At 51.0% G+C, this 17,425-nt stretch carries 20 protein-coding genes; 17 read left to right on the top strand and 3 right to left on the bottom strand.

Annotation, left to right across the window (positions count from 1 at the left end; translation table 11 throughout):
• Positions 1-77 precede the first annotated feature (77 nt).
• The 6 genes from LI015_RS27020 to LI015_RS27045 are packed head-to-tail and all read left to right on the top strand — an operon-like array spanning position 78 to position 4,631.
• On the top strand, positions 78-944 hold the full coding sequence (locus tag LI015_RS27020) for a branched-chain amino acid ABC transporter permease (protein WP_002569891.1): 867 nt from the start codon (positions 78-80) through the stop codon (positions 942-944).
• 9 nt (positions 945-953) lie between these two features.
• The gene (locus LI015_RS27025; protein ID WP_007038360.1) at positions 954-1,937 is read left to right on the top strand and encodes a branched-chain amino acid ABC transporter permease; all 984 of its coding nucleotides are present in this window, start codon (positions 954-956) and stop codon (positions 1,935-1,937) included.
• The gene (locus tag LI015_RS27030; RefSeq protein ID WP_002569889.1) at positions 1,891-2,655 is read left to right on the top strand and encodes an ABC transporter ATP-binding protein; all 765 of its coding nucleotides are present in this window, start codon (positions 1,891-1,893) and stop codon (positions 2,653-2,655) included. Before LI015_RS27025 ends, LI015_RS27030 begins: the two co-directional genes overlap by 47 nt.
• Complete coding sequence (locus LI015_RS27035; RefSeq protein WP_002569888.1) at positions 2,642-3,361, top strand: ABC transporter ATP-binding protein; 720 nt, start codon at positions 2,642-2,644, stop codon at positions 3,359-3,361. The genes LI015_RS27030 and LI015_RS27035 overlap by 14 nt, the downstream gene beginning before the upstream one ends.
• A 31-nt stretch (positions 3,362-3,392) precedes the next feature.
• Entirely contained in the window at positions 3,393-3,842 is a 450-nt protein-coding gene (locus LI015_RS27040; RefSeq protein ID WP_118019429.1) for an RpiB/LacA/LacB family sugar-phosphate isomerase, read from the top strand.
• A 9-nt stretch (positions 3,843-3,851) separates the two neighbouring features.
• Complete coding sequence (locus LI015_RS27045) at positions 3,852-4,631, top strand: amidohydrolase family protein (RefSeq protein ID WP_118019430.1); 780 nt, start codon at positions 3,852-3,854, stop codon at positions 4,629-4,631.
• 66 nt (positions 4,632-4,697) lie between these two features.
• On the opposite strand, the gene LI015_RS27050 is transcribed toward LI015_RS27045, so the two are convergent.
• The gene (locus tag LI015_RS27050) at positions 4,698-5,108 is read right to left on the bottom strand and encodes a helix-turn-helix domain-containing protein (protein ID WP_002569885.1); all 411 of its coding nucleotides are present in this window, start codon (positions 5,106-5,108) and stop codon (positions 4,698-4,700) included.
• Positions 5,109-5,304: 196 nt separating this feature from the next.
• On the opposite strand from LI015_RS27050, the gene rbr reads away from it, so the two are divergent.
• The 6 genes from rbr to LI015_RS27080 all read left to right on the top strand — a co-directional run bounded on the left by rbr (position 5,305) and on the right by LI015_RS27080 (position 10,164).
• Entirely contained in the window at positions 5,305-5,931 is a 627-nt protein-coding gene (rbr, locus tag LI015_RS27055) for a rubrerythrin (RefSeq protein ID WP_227126708.1), read from the top strand.
• A gap of 160 nt (positions 5,932-6,091) precedes the next feature.
• The gene (locus tag LI015_RS27060) at positions 6,092-6,778 is read left to right on the top strand and encodes an HAD family hydrolase (RefSeq protein WP_002569883.1); all 687 of its coding nucleotides are present in this window, start codon (positions 6,092-6,094) and stop codon (positions 6,776-6,778) included.
• Positions 6,779-6,822: 44 nt separating this feature from the next.
• A complete protein-coding gene (locus tag LI015_RS27065; RefSeq protein ID WP_002569882.1) occupies positions 6,823-7,695 on the top strand; it encodes a metallophosphoesterase in 873 nt (290 codons plus the stop codon).
• Between the two features lie 45 nt (positions 7,696-7,740).
• Positions 7,741-8,541 (top strand): segregation and condensation protein A, encoded by an 801-nt coding sequence (locus tag LI015_RS27070; protein WP_002569881.1) that lies wholly within the window; start codon positions 7,741-7,743, stop codon positions 8,539-8,541.
• A 13-nt stretch (positions 8,542-8,554) separates the two neighbouring features.
• On the top strand, positions 8,555-9,457 hold the full coding sequence (gene scpB, locus LI015_RS27075; RefSeq protein WP_002569880.1) for an SMC-Scp complex subunit ScpB: 903 nt from the start codon (positions 8,555-8,557) through the stop codon (positions 9,455-9,457).
• 80 nt (positions 9,458-9,537) lie between these two features.
• Positions 9,538-10,164 carry a manganese efflux pump gene (locus LI015_RS27080; protein ID WP_002569879.1) on the top strand — a complete coding sequence of 209 codons (627 nt, stop codon included), beginning with the start codon at positions 9,538-9,540 and terminating at the stop codon, positions 10,162-10,164.
• A gap of 246 nt (positions 10,165-10,410) precedes the next feature.
• On the opposite strand, the gene LI015_RS27085 is transcribed toward LI015_RS27080, so the two are convergent.
• Positions 10,411-10,740 carry a helix-turn-helix domain-containing protein gene (locus LI015_RS27085; protein WP_002569878.1) on the bottom strand — a complete coding sequence of 110 codons (330 nt, stop codon included), beginning with the start codon at positions 10,738-10,740 and terminating at the stop codon, positions 10,411-10,413.
• Positions 10,741-10,875: 135 nt separating this feature from the next.
• Positions 10,876-11,139, bottom strand: coding sequence for a helix-turn-helix transcriptional regulator (locus LI015_RS27090; RefSeq protein ID WP_002569877.1), 264 nt, complete (start codon positions 11,137-11,139; stop codon positions 10,876-10,878).
• Positions 11,140-11,382: 243 nt separating this feature from the next.
• Between LI015_RS27090 and LI015_RS27095 the strand changes: the two genes are divergently transcribed.
• The 5 genes from LI015_RS27095 (at position 11,383) to LI015_RS27115 (ending at position 17,281) form a co-directional block, all read left to right on the top strand.
• Positions 11,383-11,898, top strand: a complete 516-nt coding sequence (locus tag LI015_RS27095; RefSeq protein ID WP_002569876.1) for a deoxyuridine 5'-triphosphate nucleotidohydrolase — start codon at positions 11,383-11,385, stop codon at positions 11,896-11,898.
• A gap of 10 nt (positions 11,899-11,908) precedes the next feature.
• The gene (locus tag LI015_RS27100) at positions 11,909-12,967 is read left to right on the top strand and encodes a tetratricopeptide repeat protein (protein ID WP_002571951.1); all 1,059 of its coding nucleotides are present in this window, start codon (positions 11,909-11,911) and stop codon (positions 12,965-12,967) included.
• 2 nt (positions 12,968-12,969) lie between these two features.
• Positions 12,970-14,250, top strand: coding sequence for a GTPase HflX (gene hflX, locus LI015_RS27105; RefSeq protein WP_002571952.1), 1,281 nt, complete (start codon positions 12,970-12,972; stop codon positions 14,248-14,250).
• Between the two features lie 303 nt (positions 14,251-14,553).
• Positions 14,554-16,974, top strand: coding sequence for a ribonucleoside triphosphate reductase (locus LI015_RS27110; RefSeq protein ID WP_195633862.1), 2,421 nt, complete (start codon positions 14,554-14,556; stop codon positions 16,972-16,974).
• 10 nt (positions 16,975-16,984) lie between these two features.
• Positions 16,985-17,281, top strand: a complete 297-nt coding sequence (locus LI015_RS27115; RefSeq protein ID WP_002569872.1) for a hypothetical protein — start codon at positions 16,985-16,987, stop codon at positions 17,279-17,281.
• Positions 17,282-17,425 lie beyond the last annotated feature (144 nt).

Below are 17,425 nucleotides of genomic sequence, written 5' to 3' on the forward strand. Positions count from 1 at the left end.
AAGGAATCTGAAAGCCTTATATTTACTGGCTTAGAGATTCCGAGAGATTATTATTGTGGAGGGGAGGAATCAGGTGCATGAATGTTCAGTTACTTGTGGCAGGTGTTTCCATGGGAATCATATACGGTTTGATAGCCATAGGAATGGTGCTGATTTTCCGGTCTGTGGGCGTCATGAATTTTGCGCAGGGTGAGTTTTTGATGTTTGGGGGGTATTTTTGTTATACATTTAATAAAATACTGAACCTTCCAATCGTACTTTCGCTGGTGCTGGCATCCCTCAGCATGGGGGTGGTAGGCATTCTGTTCATGAGGACCTCCTATTGGCCCCTGCGCAGTGCCCAGGCAAAGGCAATTATCGTCAGCGCAATGGGGGCGTCCATTGTATTTAAGGAAGGGGCCAGGCTTATATGGGGGTCCATTCCTGTGACAATGGACCGGGTGATTCAGGGAACCGCCCATCTGGGCCAGGCAACGATACAGTGGCAGAATGTGGCAATTATTGCCATCTCTGCAATCATAATGGCTCTGGTATATATGCTTCTGGAAAAGACATTTGTGGGTAATATTATGCAGGCAACGGCTCAGGACCAGTATATGGCATCACTGACAGGAGTACCTGTGATTGTATCCATAGGCCTGACGTTCGCCCTGTCAGCCATGATTACCGGAATCGGGGGAGGACTGCTGGCGCCTATTTTCTTCCTTAATAATACAATGGGAGCCACCGCCGGCGCCAAGGCTTTTGCCGCTATTGTCATAGGCGGCTTCGGCAGCGTACCCGGAGCTGTGTTGGGGGGATTGATCGTAGGGCTGGTGGAGGCCTTTGGAGGAGCTTATATATCCAGTACGTATCAGCTGGTACTGATTTACGTGGTATTGATTGCGGTTCTGATGTTCCGGCCCCAGGGGATATTCGGTGAAAAAATCCAGGAGAAAGCGTAGGTGACTTATATGTTGGAAGGAATCAGATCAGTTAAGAAACCTTATATTCTTACATTGATGGCCATTGGCCTGGGATGCAGCATACTGCCTGCGGTTTCATCCAGTTATATGATGAGGGTGTTTAATATAACTCTGATTACATATCTTTGTGTGTTGAGCGTATATGTGCTTTTGGGGCTCTGCGGACAGAACTCCTTTGCTCAGGCCGGTCTGTGGGGCGTAGGCGCATATATTACAGCCAACATGGTCCTTAAGCTGGGGCTGGGATCGGCTGCCGCCTTCATCATTGCTACCACGGGTACCGCTGCGTTCGCCTTTATACTGGGGTTTGCGTTTTTCAGGCTAAAGCAGTATTATTTTACCTTTGCATCAGTGGGCCTGATGACGATTCTGAATGGACTTTTTATGAACTGGGTGCCTGTGACGGGAGGTGCCCTGGGAATATCAGACATCCCTGTTTTCTCTATTGCAGGCTTTGCCGCCAATACGGAGAATCGTAAGTTTTTTTTGATACTGATTGTCTGCATGCTGGCCAGTCTGGGTATCAGAATCCTGTTTCATTCCCCTCTGGGACGGTCATTCATGGCCATACGTGATAACGAGATGGCGGCCAACTGTCTGGGGATTAACAGTCTTTTGACAAAAAGCATTGCATTCGCGATTTCAGGCGCCCTGTGCGGGGCGGCAGGAGCAATGTATGCGTTCCTTTCGGGGTATTTGAGCTACCAGACATTTACGTATCAGCAGTCTACCATGTATTTAATTATGATCATGCTTGGAGGCACCATGTCTCCGGTGGGGGCAATCATCGGTACCCTGATCATTTCCCTGCTGCAGGAATGGGTACGGCCCTTACAGAATTATATGCAGTTTATCTATGGCACAGGAATCATGATCTTGATGATTGTCCAGCCGGAGGGAATCATAGGGGGAGGGAAAGAGTTCTATGCCAGATACATTAAAGGAAGAACAGGCCGTTTTACGGTTAGATAATGTCAGCAAGAATTTCGGCGGGGTAGTTGCCGCCTCTGATATATGCATTCAGCTTTTCAGAGGGGAGGTATTTGGCCTGATTGGACCAAACGGGGCAGGCAAGACCACTCTTCTTAACCTGATTACCGGTATTTATATGGCGGACGGGGGAGACATATATCTGGACGGAGGAAAGATAACCAGGTTTGCCACCCACCGACGGGCTAAAATGGGTATAGCCAGAACGTTCCAGCATCCAAGGCTTCTTAACCGGTGCGATATCAGGACCAATATCTTTATGGGAGTGGACCTGGCGGCCAGGAGAAGGGGGAAAAATAAAAATGTGGAGCAGGAGCTGGCCCAGCTTCTTGCCTGTGCCGGCCTTGATGGAGTGGACCTTACGGACCAGGTAGACCAGCTGGCCTATGGACAGCAGAAGATGTTGGAAATCGTACGGGCCATTCTATGCGAACCGGTGGTGCTCCTTCTGGATGAACCCGCGGCAGGGCTGAACCACAAGGAGATGGACTATATCGTGGCCCTGATTGATAAGGCGGTGGAGAAGAAGATTGCAGTACTTTTGATTGAGCACGCCATGGATTTGGTGATGTCGGTTTGCGACAGAATTACAGTACTTAATTTCGGATGCCAGATTGCCACGGGAACCCCAAAGGAGATTCAGATGAACGAGGCAGTGATAACGGCATATCTGGGAGGTGGAGGCAGTGCTGAAAATTGAGAATCTGATTGCTAATTACGGGAGAATAGAAGCCCTTCATGGAATCAGCCTGGAGGTAAGGGAACATGAAATAGTTGCCTTGATTGGAAGCAACGGTGCTGGGAAGACCACGCTTCTCAATTCGGTCTCGGGTCATGTCACAAAAGAGGGGAAAATTGAACTGGCAGGAGAAAATATCAGCAAGCTGGCGCCTGATAAAATTGCCAGGAAAGGCGTGCTTCATGTGCCTGAAGGGAGACATGTATTTCCTGGTCTTACGGTAGAACAGAATCTCCTGGTGGGAACTGCGGCTAATAAAGGAGTCCGCCTGTCCGCAGGTAATAATAAGGGAGATCTGGACTATGTTTACGATATATTTCCGAGACTTTTGGAACGCAGGAAGCAGCTGGCCTGGTCCCTCTCCGGAGGAGAACAGCAGATGTTAGCTATCGGTCGGGCAATTATGGGTCATCCAAGACTGCTTATGTTAGATGAGCCGTCCATGGGGCTGGCCCCTCTGGTGATTGATGAGCTGTTTGAGAAGATTGTAGAGATAAATAAATCGGGAACACCGGTACTACTGGTGGAACAAAATGCAAAGCTGGCCCTTAAGGTGTCTGACAGGGCGTATATACTGGAACGCGGGAATATATCACTGTCCGGAAAATCAAAGGATTTGATAAATGATAAGCGTGTAACGGAGGCGTATTTGGGTAAATCCAGATAGGGGCCGCATAATTTGGAAGGAGAAATGGAATATGGTAATTTCGGTGGGAAGTGATCATGCCGGTTATGGACTGAAGGTAAAGATGATTCCGTATCTGGAATCACTGGGACATACAATCATCGACAACGGGAACAATGGAGCGGAGGATGTGGTCTTTTTTCCGGAGGTGGCAAGGGCTGTGTGCCGGCCGGTTCTTGAAGGGAAGGCGGAACGCGGTATTATGTTTTGCGGAACCGGAGTGGGTGCTTCGGTTGCGTGCAACAAAATACCCGGAATCAGGGCGTCCATTGTCCATGATTACCAGTGTGCCCATCAATGTGTGGAGCACGATCATGTAAATGTGATGTGCATTGGCGAAAAGGTGGTGGGAGAGTGGCTGGCGAAGGATCTTCTGAAGGCATTTTTGGAGGCGGCAGGCGATACAGACGAAAGGACAGCCCATGTAATTCAGCTATTGGCACAGATGGACCAGAGACAGTAAGGAGAGGCAATGGAAAAGAGATACATATTTGACGCGGATACACATGTTTCGCCTTATAGTAATTTTGATAAAAGCATAAATGCCTGTCAGTGGGAAGAACGGATGGAACGCGCCGGGGTGGCTCATGCCATTGTCTGGCTGCTGCCGCAGGGAGTGGTGGATGTGACGGAGAGCAACCGGTATATAGGAAGGGAGGCACAGAAAAACAAGAGAATGGTTCCCTTTGGCTGGGCCAATATACGGGAAGGGGCTGAAAAAGCCAGGGAAGATGCCCGGTTATGCCTGGAGGAGTATGGGTGCGCGGGCGTAAAGCTGAACGGGGCGCAGAATGAGTATTATATAGACTGTCCGGAAGCCATGTCTGTCATGGAAGTAGTTGCGGCCCGCAATGGTATGATAGCGTTTCATATCGGAGCGGACTATCCTGATTTTACGGATCCTATCCGGGCAGAGCGGGCAGCCAGGGCATTTCCGGACACTAAGTTTCTTATGGTGCATATGGGAGGGGCAGGTGAACCTGATGTGAGCCAAAGGGTTATCGAAACAGCGGCCCGTAATCCCAATATGTATCTGGTGGGAAGCGCCATACCTGCAGCCAAAGTAAAGGCGGCCATTGATACGCTGGGACCTGACAGAATCCTGTTTGGTTCAGACACGCCATTTTATGATGCGGCAGATGTAATTAGGGAATATGACAGGATGCTTTCCGGGTATGATGAAGAAGTGAGAAGAAAAATCATGGGAGAGAATGCCGGAAGGCTTTTTGGACTTCCAGTGCAGAGCGTGTGACGTGCGCAGGGGTGGATGCAGACAGACCAGCATCCACCCCTGTTCCTTGTGTTGGGAGAATATATTTTACTTGTTCTTCTTGCCTTCCTTCCCCTTTTTCCCCTCTTTTCCTTCCTTGGCCGCCTTTTTATCGCCCTTTTTTGATTTCGCGGATTTCTTGGGTTCAGACTTCTTTGGCTTATCGCCTTTGGGGGAGTCGGATTTTCTGGATTTGGAGGATGTCTCCTTTTCCGCGGAACCGGCTTCGGGGACAGAAGGTTCCTCCGGGGCGGGACTCCCTTCCGGGATGTACTCTATGATATCGCTGATATCACAGCCCAGCAGTGTGCAGAGGGTATCCAGGGTGTGGGTGGATACATGCATGTTTTTTTTCAGCCGTCCTATCTGGCCCGCGCTGAAATTATAATGTTTGATCAGTCTGTACTGAGTCATGCCCTGGGCTTCCATGGTTGCCCACAGCCGGTCATAGCGTATCATGGCTTATCCTCCTTTTGGCTGTTAAAGTCCGTAAAACCGGGCTTTTCAGTGGCTATTATCAATAAATGGATTATACCATGAAGCGGGTATAAATACAAGGAGGATTGGCAGAAATGGGAATAAAAGAGAGAAGAATGGGAATAGTAGGAATGACCATATGTCACACTGTTTTCATATATAATTAGGAGGAAAATCCATGACTGATTTTAAGACCAGCGAGACAGCTAAGAATCTTATGAGAGCCTTTGCGGGAGAGAGCCAGGCCAGGAACCGTTATACCTTTGCGGCGGGGCTGGCAAAGGAGCAGAAGATGCCCATGGTGGAGGCGGTATTCCGCTACACCGCAGACCAGGAAAAGGAACATGCGGAAATATTTTATGACTATCTGAAGCCGTTAGATAAGGAAGCCATATTCATAGACGGAGGTTATCCGGTGGATTTGGAAAAGAATACCCTGGCCCAGCTGAATGCGGCCGCACACAACGAATACGAGGAGCATGACGTGGTGTACAAATCCTTTGGAGACATTGCGCAGAAGGAAGGCTTTTCCCAGATTGCAGCCACCTTCCGCATGATTGCGGAGATTGAGAAGACCCACGGTGAGCGTTTCCAGTATCTGGCAGATTTGCTGGGAGCCGGGAACCTGTATGTGAGCCCTCAGAAGGAAACCTGGATCTGCACCAACTGCGGATATATATATGAAGGAGAAGAACCCCCTCAGTACTGTCCTGTATGCCGTCACGACCAGGGCTATTTTGCCCGCAAGGAGCTGGCGCCGTGGTATCTGCAGGATAATATGCAGAAGAATAAGCAGACAAAGTAGCCCACAGACAAAATAAGATTTTACAAAGAGGGTGAGAGGGTGGTATAATGTCCACGCAGGCAAAGCCCGGGGCCCTGAAGGAACACAGCCAAATCAGGGCCGGCCGCGCTTTGCAAATGAGACTGAAAACTGATTACCACCTATTAAGGAGAACAGATATATGCCAAATCCAATTCAAGCAGTCATATTCGACCAGGACGGACTTATGTTTGACACGGAAAGCCTGGCCGCCACATCCTGGTTTGAAGTAGGACCTAAATACGGAATCCATGTGGACGGCAATTTCCTGCGGGGAATCCGGGGATGCAAACCTGACAAGGTAAAACAGGTCTGCACACAGCAGTTCGGTGAGGAGGCCATGAAGGACTATGACAGGTTCCGGGAAGAGAAGCGCCAATACTCCTACCGCTGGATTGCGGAGCATGGCGTCCCGGTAAAAAAGGGCCTTAAGGAACTGCTTATATACCTGAAAGACCACAACATAAAGACAGCCGTGGCCACGGCCAGCAGTGAAAGCTGGACCCAGGGCAATGTCAGGGGAGCCGGCGTGGAGAAGTATTTTGACGATTACATATACGGGGACATGGTGAAGGAAGCAAAGCCAAACCCGGCCATCTTCCTGCTGGCAGCCCGGCGGCTGGGGGTGGATCCCGGGGCATGCGTTGTCCTGGAAGACAGCTTTAACGGAATCAAGGCAGCCGCAGCAGGCGGTTTTAATCCAGTGATGATACCTGACCAGGACCAGCCGGATGAAGAAATCCGGAATCTGCTGACCGCCTGCTGTGACAGTCTTACAGATGTCATCGGCCTCTTTGAGAACGGCAGTCTGTCATTAAAGCAGCCATAGCAGCCCCGGAAAAGAAGCTGTCATCTAATAAAGGAATGAATTATATGTGGAAAGAAGCCGTTTCCCTGGCCGCAGCGGCAGGCGCTGCCTGTATGCTGCGGTCCGAGTACGAAAAAAAGCATTTTTCAGTGGAAGTGACAGAGATCATTTCCCCTAAACTGGAAAGGGACAGGAACCTGATATTCCTGTCCGACCTTCACAATAACGAGTTTGGCCGGGACAACGGGGAACTGGTGGCAGCGATTCACCGTCTGAATCCGGACGCGGTATTATCCGGCGGAGATATGATGGTCTGCAAGGGAAAGCGGGACATAAAGGTCCCGCTGAAGCTGTTCCGCCAGCTGGCAGCCAGCTATCCGGTTTACTGCGGCAACGGAAACCATGAGAACCGCATGGTGTGGGAGCGCAGCTTATACGGGGACCTCTACGAGGAGTACAGGGATGCCATGACCGCCATGGGCGTCAGCTACCTGGAGGACAGCTGTGCTTTTCTGGGAAGGGACTTAAGGATTGCCGGTCTGGATTTAGCCCCCTGTTTCTACCGGAAGGCCCTGTACCAGAAGGTGCCGCCCATGCCCCCGGGCTATCTGGAACGGAAACTGGGCAAAGGACCGTCTGACTGCAAGGAGGAGCCCTTCACCATTCTTCTGGCCCATTCCCCTCTGTATTTTGATTCCTATGCCCGATGGGGAGCGGATTTGACTCTGGCCGGACATTTTCACGGAGGCACCATCCGCATACCGGGACTGGGGGGAGTCATGACGCCCCAGTACCAGTTTTTCTTACCCTGGTGCGCCGGGGATTTTGAGCGGGACGGGAAGCGGATGATTGTCAGCCGGGGACTGGGAACCCACTCTATTAATATCCGCCTGAACAACAGGCCCCAGCTGGTGCTAATCCGTTTGAGAAGGGCGTGACAGGCATAAAAAACCATAAAATGAATGCCACTTACAGGTGAAAGAATGGAAACCATATCCTATAAGCTGGAGCATTTTGAAGGTCCCTTGGATCTGCTGCTCCACCTCATTGAGAAAAATAAGATAAACATATATGATATTCCCATTGTGGAAATCACGGCCCAGTACCTGGACTATGTGCGCCATATGGAGCGGGAGGACTTAAATATTGTCAGCGAGTTCCTGGTGATGGCGGCCACGCTGCTTGACATTAAGGCTAAGATGCTCCTTCCCAAGGAAGTGGATGAGGAAGGGGAGGAAATAGACCCCAGGGCAGAGCTGGTTATGCGCTTACTGGAATATAAGAAGTACAGGCTGATGGCCGATGAACTGGCTGACAGGGAGGATGGGGCTCTAAAGCATCTCTATAAGCCCTCCACCCTGCCGCCGGAGGTTGCCAAATATGAGCCTCCGGTGGACCTGGACAAGCTCCTTGACGGACTTACGCTGGCTAAGCTCCAGAGAATCTTTGAGCAGGTAATGAAGCGCAAGGAGGACAAGATTGACCCTATCCGGAGCAATTTCGGAACCATACACAGGGAACCCGTAAGCCTGGAACAGAAGATAGGAAACGTGCTTCTTTACGCCAGGAGGAAGCGCAGATTCAGCTTCAGGGAACTTCTGGAGGGACAGCCGGACAAGCTGGAGGTGGTGGTTACCTTCCTGGCGGTTTTGGAGCTTATGAAGATAGGAAAGATTCATTTGAGCCAGGAGGAGACCTTTGGGGACATGGACATAGAGACCCTGGAGCAGGAAGGCGAGGAAGAGGAGCTGGATTTGGCCCAACTGGGTGATTTTGAAGGATGATGGATGGAATCTTATGAGTAGTAAAGACAGAATAGAAGCCCTGGAGGCCGGAGCCGGCGTGGTTGAAACCCGCACCGGAAAGCTGGCCGGAAGTGAGAAAAGAGAAGCAAAGGAGCAGGAAGGGCAGATGGAGCTTGCCTTTCCTCCTACAGAGGATGAAAAAGAGCAGGAGGCGGTTATAGAGGCAGTGCTCTTTACCATGGGAAGGTCGGTGGAGCTTCGCCAGCTGGCGGCATCCATCGGCCAGCCGGAAGAAGTGGCCAGGAAGGCAGTGGAGCGCCTGATAAAGCGGTACAGGTCAGCCAGAAGCGGCATGGAGATAACCCAGCTGGAGGACAGCTACCAGATGTGTACCAAGGCAGCCTACTACGAAAACCTGATACGGGTGGCCTCTGCCCCCAAAAAACAGGTGCTGACGGAAGTGGTGCTGGAGACCCTGTCCATCATTGCCTATAAGCAGCCTGTGACCAAGATGGAGATTGAGAAGATACGAGGCGTCAAGTCAGACCACGCGGTGAACCGTCTGGTGGAATACAACCTGGTATACGAGGTGGGCCGCCTGGACGCGCCCGGCCGGCCGGCTCTTTTTGCCACCACAGAGGAATTTCTGCGCAGGTTCGGCGTGGGATCGGTCCAGGATTTGCCGGATTTGGGTCCTGAGCAGGAAGCGGAGATCAAGGCGGAGGTGGAGGAGGAGCTGCAGCTTAAGCTGGAGGAACTGACGGTTGAGGCTGCATCTGGGGAAGCCGCTGAGACGGCCGAGACCGCCATGGAAACCGCTGAGACGGCCGAGACCGCCATGGAAGCCGCTGAGACGGCCGAGACCGCCATGGAAGCCGCTGAGACGGCCGGGACTGCCATGGAAGCCGCCGCGACGGCTGAGGAAACAGCCGTGGCCCGGGAACCGGAAGCCTGATGCCCCGTGTTTGTACACAGAGGAGATTCCCAAAGCAGTACATGAGGAATATACTAAAATAAAAAGAAAAAGTTGATATCATGCTTGGAAGTCTGATTTTAGTATTTGCTCTCTGTACAGATACCTTTGTGGCCAGCCTTGCATATGGAGCCAACCGGGTCCATGTGGGCTGGGGAAAGGTAGCTTTGTTAAACGGTATATGCAGCGGATGCCTGGGGCTGGCCCTGGGGCTGGGAAACGTTATAAGCTCTGTCCTTCCGGGGGATGTGACCAGGATTATCTGCTTTGTAAGCCTGTTTCTGCTGGGATTCATCAAGTTCCTGGATTACAGCATTAAGGCCTATATCAACCGCCATTGCTGTATCCGCCGTAATCTCAGCTTTTCCCTGTCTGGACTGAAGGTCATAGTCAATATTTACGGAGACCCCATGGCGGCGGACGTGGACGGCTCCCAGTCCCTTGGATGGAAGGAGACCGTATTCCTGGCTCTGGCCATGTCCATTGACAGCCTGGTGGCCGGAACCATGGCAGCCCTGCTTGATATTCCTGTGGCCGCAACCCTGGCACTGTCATTTGCCGTGGGAGTATGTATGATGTACGGCGGCCTGTGGCTGGGGCGCAAGGTGGCCTCACGCTTCCGGTGCGACCTGTCCTGGATTAGCGGCGTCCTGCTGATGGTCCTGGCTTTGATGAAGGTCCTTCATTGATGGGGGGATGGCTGAAAATGTTCTTGGACCGTGCCTTATGGTATGGCTTATCCTGATGGACTGCCAATTTATGGATATTTTTCATCCCTTTACCAGTGAGAACGACCGTAAGAAAAACAGGTAAGAAAAACAAAAAACAAAATTAATGCGCAAAAAAACATAACAAACACGAAAAAAAGCAGCCCAGCCGGCGTAAGGGAGTTCCGATACGCTGGTCCGGGGCTGCTTTTAACCGCCGTTTTACCGCTATATATCTTTTGCCTTGGCTGACAGTCCTTCCATGTAGGCTTCTGCCTTTGATTTATCCAGAGGGTCCAATTTATCATACAGGTCCATAATCCGCCTCTGCTGTTCGTTCAGGGTAACCTGTATGCCGTCGGTGCTGTAGAACTGGGCCATGGTTATCCCCATGACTTCGCAGATACGCCGTATGGTCGGTATACTGGGAACCGTGGTACGTCTGAACAGGTTGCCTATATTATTGGGGGAAGTATCCATCTCCAGTGCCAGGCGGTAATGACTCCATCCCCGCTCTCTGCAAAGCTCTTCTATGCGCTCCAGCTCATAACTCATCATGTTTTTCACCACCATAGTCTATTATCTACAAAATCTTTTGTATTATTGTATCCCAGAGGTGAAAAAAACATTAGGCTGAAATGTAGTAGTGGGGGAATTCACTATATAATGCATAAATACACGTACAATGCATTGCTATACCAGACGGCCGCCATCACCATATCCCAACAGATCGTTAGGGGTGATGCGGAAATAATCGCAAAGTATCTTAAGCTCAATGTCCGTCACAAGACGTTTGCCCTTCTCTATTCTGAGTATGGTCAGTTCGCTGAAATAATAGCCCTGCACCTGTAGCTGGGCAGCCATTTCCTTCTGGGATAGTTTTCTGCTTTTGCGCAGCTTGAAAATCTGGTTGCCAATGAGATTTCTCTGCGGCTGGGAATTGTAGGAAATTTTCATAGATGTCCCTCTGTTCGGTGTAATACTTCTAAAAGTGAAGTTCCTATATGATTGTAATGAATATGAATATATCAAAGTTTCTAATAAAGAAGGAATAAAAAATAAAGTAGAAAATTCCATAGGAGTATGATAGACTTGTAAAAGTGCCACAGTTCAGACGGCGTATCTTCTTGACTGAAAGAAACGGACAGGCAGTATCGGATGGACTGTTACGTAAAAGTATGAAAGAGACAGGAGAAAATTATGCAGAGAATTGCGAAATTTCATAAAGTTAGTTTTGAACAGTTTAAGGCAGATTGGGCTGATGCTTTCCCGGATACATCGGAGGAAGAGATAATACATATTTATGAAGGGATCCGGCTTCCGGCCAGGGCCACTTCCGGCTCCGCTGGATATGATTTCTTTACTCCGGTTCCCCTTACCCTGGCCCCTGGTGAGAGCATGAAGGTCCCCACCGGCGTCAGGGCGGAGATTGACACTGGCTGGGTGCTCCAGATTTTTCCGCGCAGCAGCCTGGGATTTAAATTCAGGCTCCAGCTGAACAACACGGTGGGAATCATTGACAGCGATTATTTTTATTCAGACAATGAAGGCCATATGTTCATTAAGGTGACCAATGATTCCAGGGAGGGAAAGACTGTGGAGCTGGGACAGGGCGCCGGATTTGCACAGGGAATTTTCATTCCTTACGGCATCACCGCGGACGACGAATGCAGTGATGTGCGCAACGGCGGTTTTGGAAGTACGGATGCAAGGTAGGTAGAAACATATGGGAAGTCGTGGACAGAGGTCATACAGCAGCGGGCGCAGGCCCCAGTCAAAGGGGCAGCACCCCGGATACGGAGGAAAAAGGCCGGTTTCCAATGCAGCGCGCAGGCGCCGCAGGAGAAACCGGATTATCAGGGCGGTCATTGCGTGGGCAGTCTGCATCTTTCTCGTGGGGTTGATTGCAGCGGGAACATTCCGGCTGGTGGCGCACATGACCACCTCCAAGAAGCGCCAGTTCCGTGCAGAGGGTATAGAGAAGCTGGAGGCAGGAGATTATGCAGGGGCTATCGGATCCTTTGATACGGCTCTTGAAAAGTCTGGCAAGGGAGCAGAGGATTTCAACCGGGATGTGCTCTTATACAGGGCGGATGCAGAGTTTCTGTTAAAGGATTATAATGCGGCTATCCACACCTATGACCTTCTTCTGGAGATGAAGCCGGACACACCGGAGTATATGTACAGGCAGAGCAGCTGCTATGCCCGGCTTGGAGATACGGATAATGCCCTTGAGCGCTACCAGGAGGCTAAGGCGCTGGATAAGAAGGACAAGCCGGTGCCCGGCAGGCAGGAGGCCCTGCTGGCCGCAGGAAGCGCCTGTGTGGACGCGAAGGAATACGATAAGGCCATGGCGCTTTATGAAGACGCACTGAAGGATGGGATGGAACATGGTGAAATCTATAATCAAATGGGTCTATGCCAGATGGCTGCAGAGGATTACCAGAGTGCTTATGATTCTTTTGACAAAGGGTACCAGGTAGCGGCTGCTGCCCAGGCTGCGGCTCTACAGGAGAAAGACCGGAAAACAGGCAAGGAGACGGACAAAAAAGAAACGAAGGATGGGGACGCCGGGGAAGGGGCAGGCGGGGAAAACGCGCCGGCTGTCGCGGCAGAAGCAGACGGCTTCAGGGAACTTTTGAAGGAGCTTTCGTATAACCGGGCCGCTGCCTGCGAACACTTACAGCAGTACGACAAAGCCCTGGCATTATTTGAGGACTTTGTAAAGGAATTTGGCTCCAATGAAGATGCGGAGCATGAGATTGCATTTTTGAAAACGAGGTAGGAATGGCGGAATTAATTGATTTGAGTGAACTGCAGGAAAAGGTAATACTGGTGGCGGTGAGCACTGCCGAGGAGGAGGACACGCCCGCTTCCCTGGATGAGCTGGAAGAGCTGGCCTCCACGGCAGGGGCTGTAACTGTGGCCAGAATCATCCAGAACCGGGAAAGGGTACATCCGGGCACCTATCTGGGGAAGGGTAAGATAGACGAGGTGAGAGAGCTGTTATGGGATACCCGGGCCACAGGCGTTATCTGCGATGATGAGCTGTCACCGGCCCAGCTCAGGAACCTGGAGGATGCTCTGGACACCAAGGTCATGGACAGGACCATGGTCATACTGGATATCTTTGCTTCACGGGCCAGCACAAGAGAGGGCAAGATTCAGGTGGAGCTGGCCCAGTTAAAATACAGGGCCGTGCGTCTGGTGGGAATGCGCAATTCCTTGTCCCGTCTGGGAGGCGGCATAGGAACCAGAGGTCCCGGTGAGAAAAAGCTGGAAACAGACCGCAGGCTTATCCATCAGCGAATCGGCCAGCTTAAAGAGGAACTGGCTGATGTGAAGCGCCACCGGGAGGTGACCAGGCAGCAGAGAGAGAAGAATTTTGCTCTTTCCGCGGCGATTGTGGGCTATACCAATGCGGGAAAGTCCACCCTGCTCAACCGTCTGACCGGGGCGGGAATCCTGGCGGAGGATAAGCTTTTTGCCACCCTGGACCCCACCACCAGGAGCTATACCCTGGAGGATGGCCAGCAGATACTGCTTACAGACACCGTGGGATTTATCCGCAAGCTTCCCCATCATCTGATTGAAGCCTTTAAGAGTACGCTGGAGGAGGCGCGCTACAGCGATATCGTCCTCCATGTGGTGGACTGCTCCAATCCGCAGATGGACATGCAGATGCACGTGGTGAAGGAGACGCTGGAGGAACTGGAGATTGTGGATAAGACCATAGTCACCGTGTTCAATAAGGTGGACCGGTTCCGTGAGCTGGAGGCCGGGCAGAACAGCGGTGTCATGCAGATTCCCAGGGATTTTTCATCAGACTACCAGGTGAGGATATCGGCCAGGACAGGAGAGGGACTGGAAGAACTGCAGAAGGTGCTCCAGGCCATTATACGCAGCAGGCGGATTCTGTTGGAAAAAGTTTTTCCATACAGCCAGGCAGGGCGTATCCAGACCATCCGCAAGTACGGTCAGCTTCTGGAGGAGGAATACCAGGAGGATGGAATCGCGGTAAAGGCATATGTGCCGGCAGAGCTATTCGGAAAGCTGTATTCCGACTGAATTTAATTGGAAATATAATAAAATGCCCCCTGTCCGAAAAACCACGCAGGTATAAGGCTTTGCAGGGATTTGGAAAAAAGAGTTATAAGTACAGTTAATAAGACACAATATCTGGGATAATATAAAATGTTATTCATAGATATTGTGTTTTGTATTTCCATCTGCTATAATGGGTGCGTAGCTCGCTCCACATGGAGCGGGCCCTGCGTTTTCACAGCTGTGAAACAGCTGTATCATTCCGGGTTTACCAGACGCGGAAAAAGGGTTGAATAAAGTGTACGTGGGTTGAAAGGAGCAAGTGGTATGATTCAGGTAGTTAAAAGGGATGGGGAAGTTGCCGAGTTTAGTCTGAATAAGATAACAGAGGCCATCAAAAAGGCATTCAGGGCAACATCCAAAGATTACAACAATGAGATTCTGGAGTTATTATCCTTAAGGGTGACTGCGGATTTTCAGAATAAGATGAAGGATGGAAGGATTTCTGTGGAAGAAATCCAGGACAGCGTGGAGCATGTCCTTGAACAGACCGGATACACAGATGTGGCAAAGGCTTACATTTTATATAGGAAGCAGCGGGAAAAGATACGGAACATGAACAGCACGATCCTGGATTACAAGGACGTGGTGAACAGCTATGTAAAGGTGGAGGACTGGCGCGTAAAGGAGAATTCCACGGTTACCTATTCCGTGGGAGGGCTGATTCTCAGCAACTCCGGGGCCGTGACTGCCAACTACTGGCTCAGTGAAATTTACGACCAGGAGATAGCGGAAGCTCACCGCAATGCGGACATCCACATCCACGATTTGTCCATGCTTACCGGATACTGTGCGGGCTGGTCCTTAAAGCAGCTCCTTATGGAAGGCCTGGGAGGCATCACGGGAAAGATTACCTCCTCGCCGGCAAAGCATCTGTCCGTGCTCTGCAACCAGATGGTCAACTTCCTTGGAATCATGCAGAATGAATGGGCCGGAGCCCAGGCATTTTCTTCCTTTGATACATACCTTGCTCCCTTTGTAAAAGCAGATAATTTAAGCTATCCGGAGGTGAAAAAGTGCATTGAGTCCTTTATCTATGGAGTGAACACCCCCAGCCGCTGGGGCACCCAGGCACCTTTCTCCAACATCACCCTGGACTGGACTGTTCCGGATGACATGGCAGAGATGAATGCCATTGTCGGCGGCAGAGAGACGGACTTTAAGTATAAAGACTGCAAAAAAGAGATGGACCTGATTAACAAGGCATTCATCGAGACTATGATTGAAGGTGATGCCAACGGACGCGGGTTCCAGTACCCCATCCCCACCTATTCCATTACCAATGAATTTGACTGGTCAGATACAGAGAACAACCGGCTTCTGTTTGAGATGACATCCAAGTACGGAACGCCCTACTTCTCCAACTATATCAACAGTGATATGCAGCCAAGCGATGTCCGCAGCATGTGCTGCCGTCTCCGTCTGGACCTCAGGGAGCTGCGCAAGAAGACAGGCGGATTCTTCGGCTCCGGCGAGAGCACCGGTTCCGTGGGCGTGGTGACCATCAACATGCCAAGAATCGCTTACCAGGCCAAGGACGAGGCTGACTTCTATGCAAGGCTGGACCACATGATGGATGTGTCTGCCCGTTCCTTAAAGACCAAGCGCCAGGTCATAACAAAGCTTTTGAACCAGGGGCTGTATCCCTACACCAAGAGATATCTGGGCACCTTTGAGAACCATTTTTCCACCATCGGTCTCATAGGCATGAACGAGGCAGGCCTCAATGCCAGATGGGTCAGAAAGGATATGACTCACAGGGAGTGCCAGGAGTTTACCAAGAACGTGCTGAACCACATGAGGGAACGCCTGTCGGATTACCAGGAGCTGTACGGCGACCTTTACAACCTGGAGGCTACGCCGGCTGAGTCCACCACCTACCGTCTGGCCAAGCATGACAAGCAGCGCTATCCCGACATTATCACTGCCGGAGAAGAGGGGGATACGCCGTATTACACCAACAGTTCCCATCTTCCCGTGGATTATACGGAGGATGTATTTGACGCCCTGGACATCCAGGATGAGCTTCAGACCCTGTATACATCAGGAACTGTGTTCCACGCGTTCCTGGGCGAGAAGATGCCTGACTGGAAGGCCGCGGCCAATCTGGTGCGCACGGTTGCTGAGAACTACAAGCTGCCTTACTATACATTGTCGCCTACCTATTCCATCTGCAAGTGCCACGGATACTTGATTGGGGAGCATTTTACCTGTCCAATCTGCGGGGAGAAGGCAGAGGTCTACAGCCGTATTACCGGCTATTACCGTCCGGTCCAGAACTGGAACGAAGGCAAGACCCAGGAATACAAGAACCGTACCAACTACAACATAGGCCAATCCCAGTTAAAGCATGGCGTGTCCAGAATCACGGCAGATACCAGGGAGAGGACGGACAGTGCCAGAACAGAGAGTTCCCATCAGGGGAAGGAGAAGGGAGGCGCCTTGACTCACCTGTATCTCTTTACCACCAAGACCTGCCCCAACTGCGTATCGGCAAAGGAGTTCTTAAAGGGACAGGATTACCAGATTATTGATGCGGAGGAGCGTCCTGACCTGGCGGAAAAATTCGGTATCATGCAGGCGCCTACCCTGGTGATTGTCAGTGACGGCATCGTGCAGAAGTTTGCCAATGCTTCCAACATCCGCAGGTTTGTGGAGCAGAATCATACAAGTACAGTAAAGGCATAAGGACCGGAAGATGGATACATTGTATATGTTTATGGGGGCTCTGTGCCTGGCAGAGGGTATATGTCTCTTTACAGGAAAGGATTTCCTCATGTTTATGGGCTCCACCAAAAAGGAGGACTACAACCTGGATAAGGTGTTTCAGGTGGAAAAGTGGATATTCCTTGTGGATGCTGCATGCAGCTTAGGAGTGGGCATGAACCGGTTTCCGGATGTGGCGGAAAACATACTGCTGGTTGTGTTCGGAGTCACATTGGCTGCCCATGTGTATGTGTTTAAGAGTAAAAAATTCCGGAAGGAAAATGAATAAGAATTCCTGATAAGACATCTTTGGTGAGAGGATGGGATTTTATCGGGAATGATGCGGACCGCCGCTCTCAGTGATTGGGAGCGGCGGTTTTTTCAGTGCGCCCGGCGGCGCACGTCTCTAACTGGTGAAAGTCCGGAATCCGCC

Origin of the sequence: Enterocloster sp. 210928-DFI.2.20, assembly GCF_020554465.1 — a bacterium.
Lineage (GTDB): Bacteria > Bacillota > Clostridia > Lachnospirales > Lachnospiraceae > Enterocloster > Enterocloster bolteae.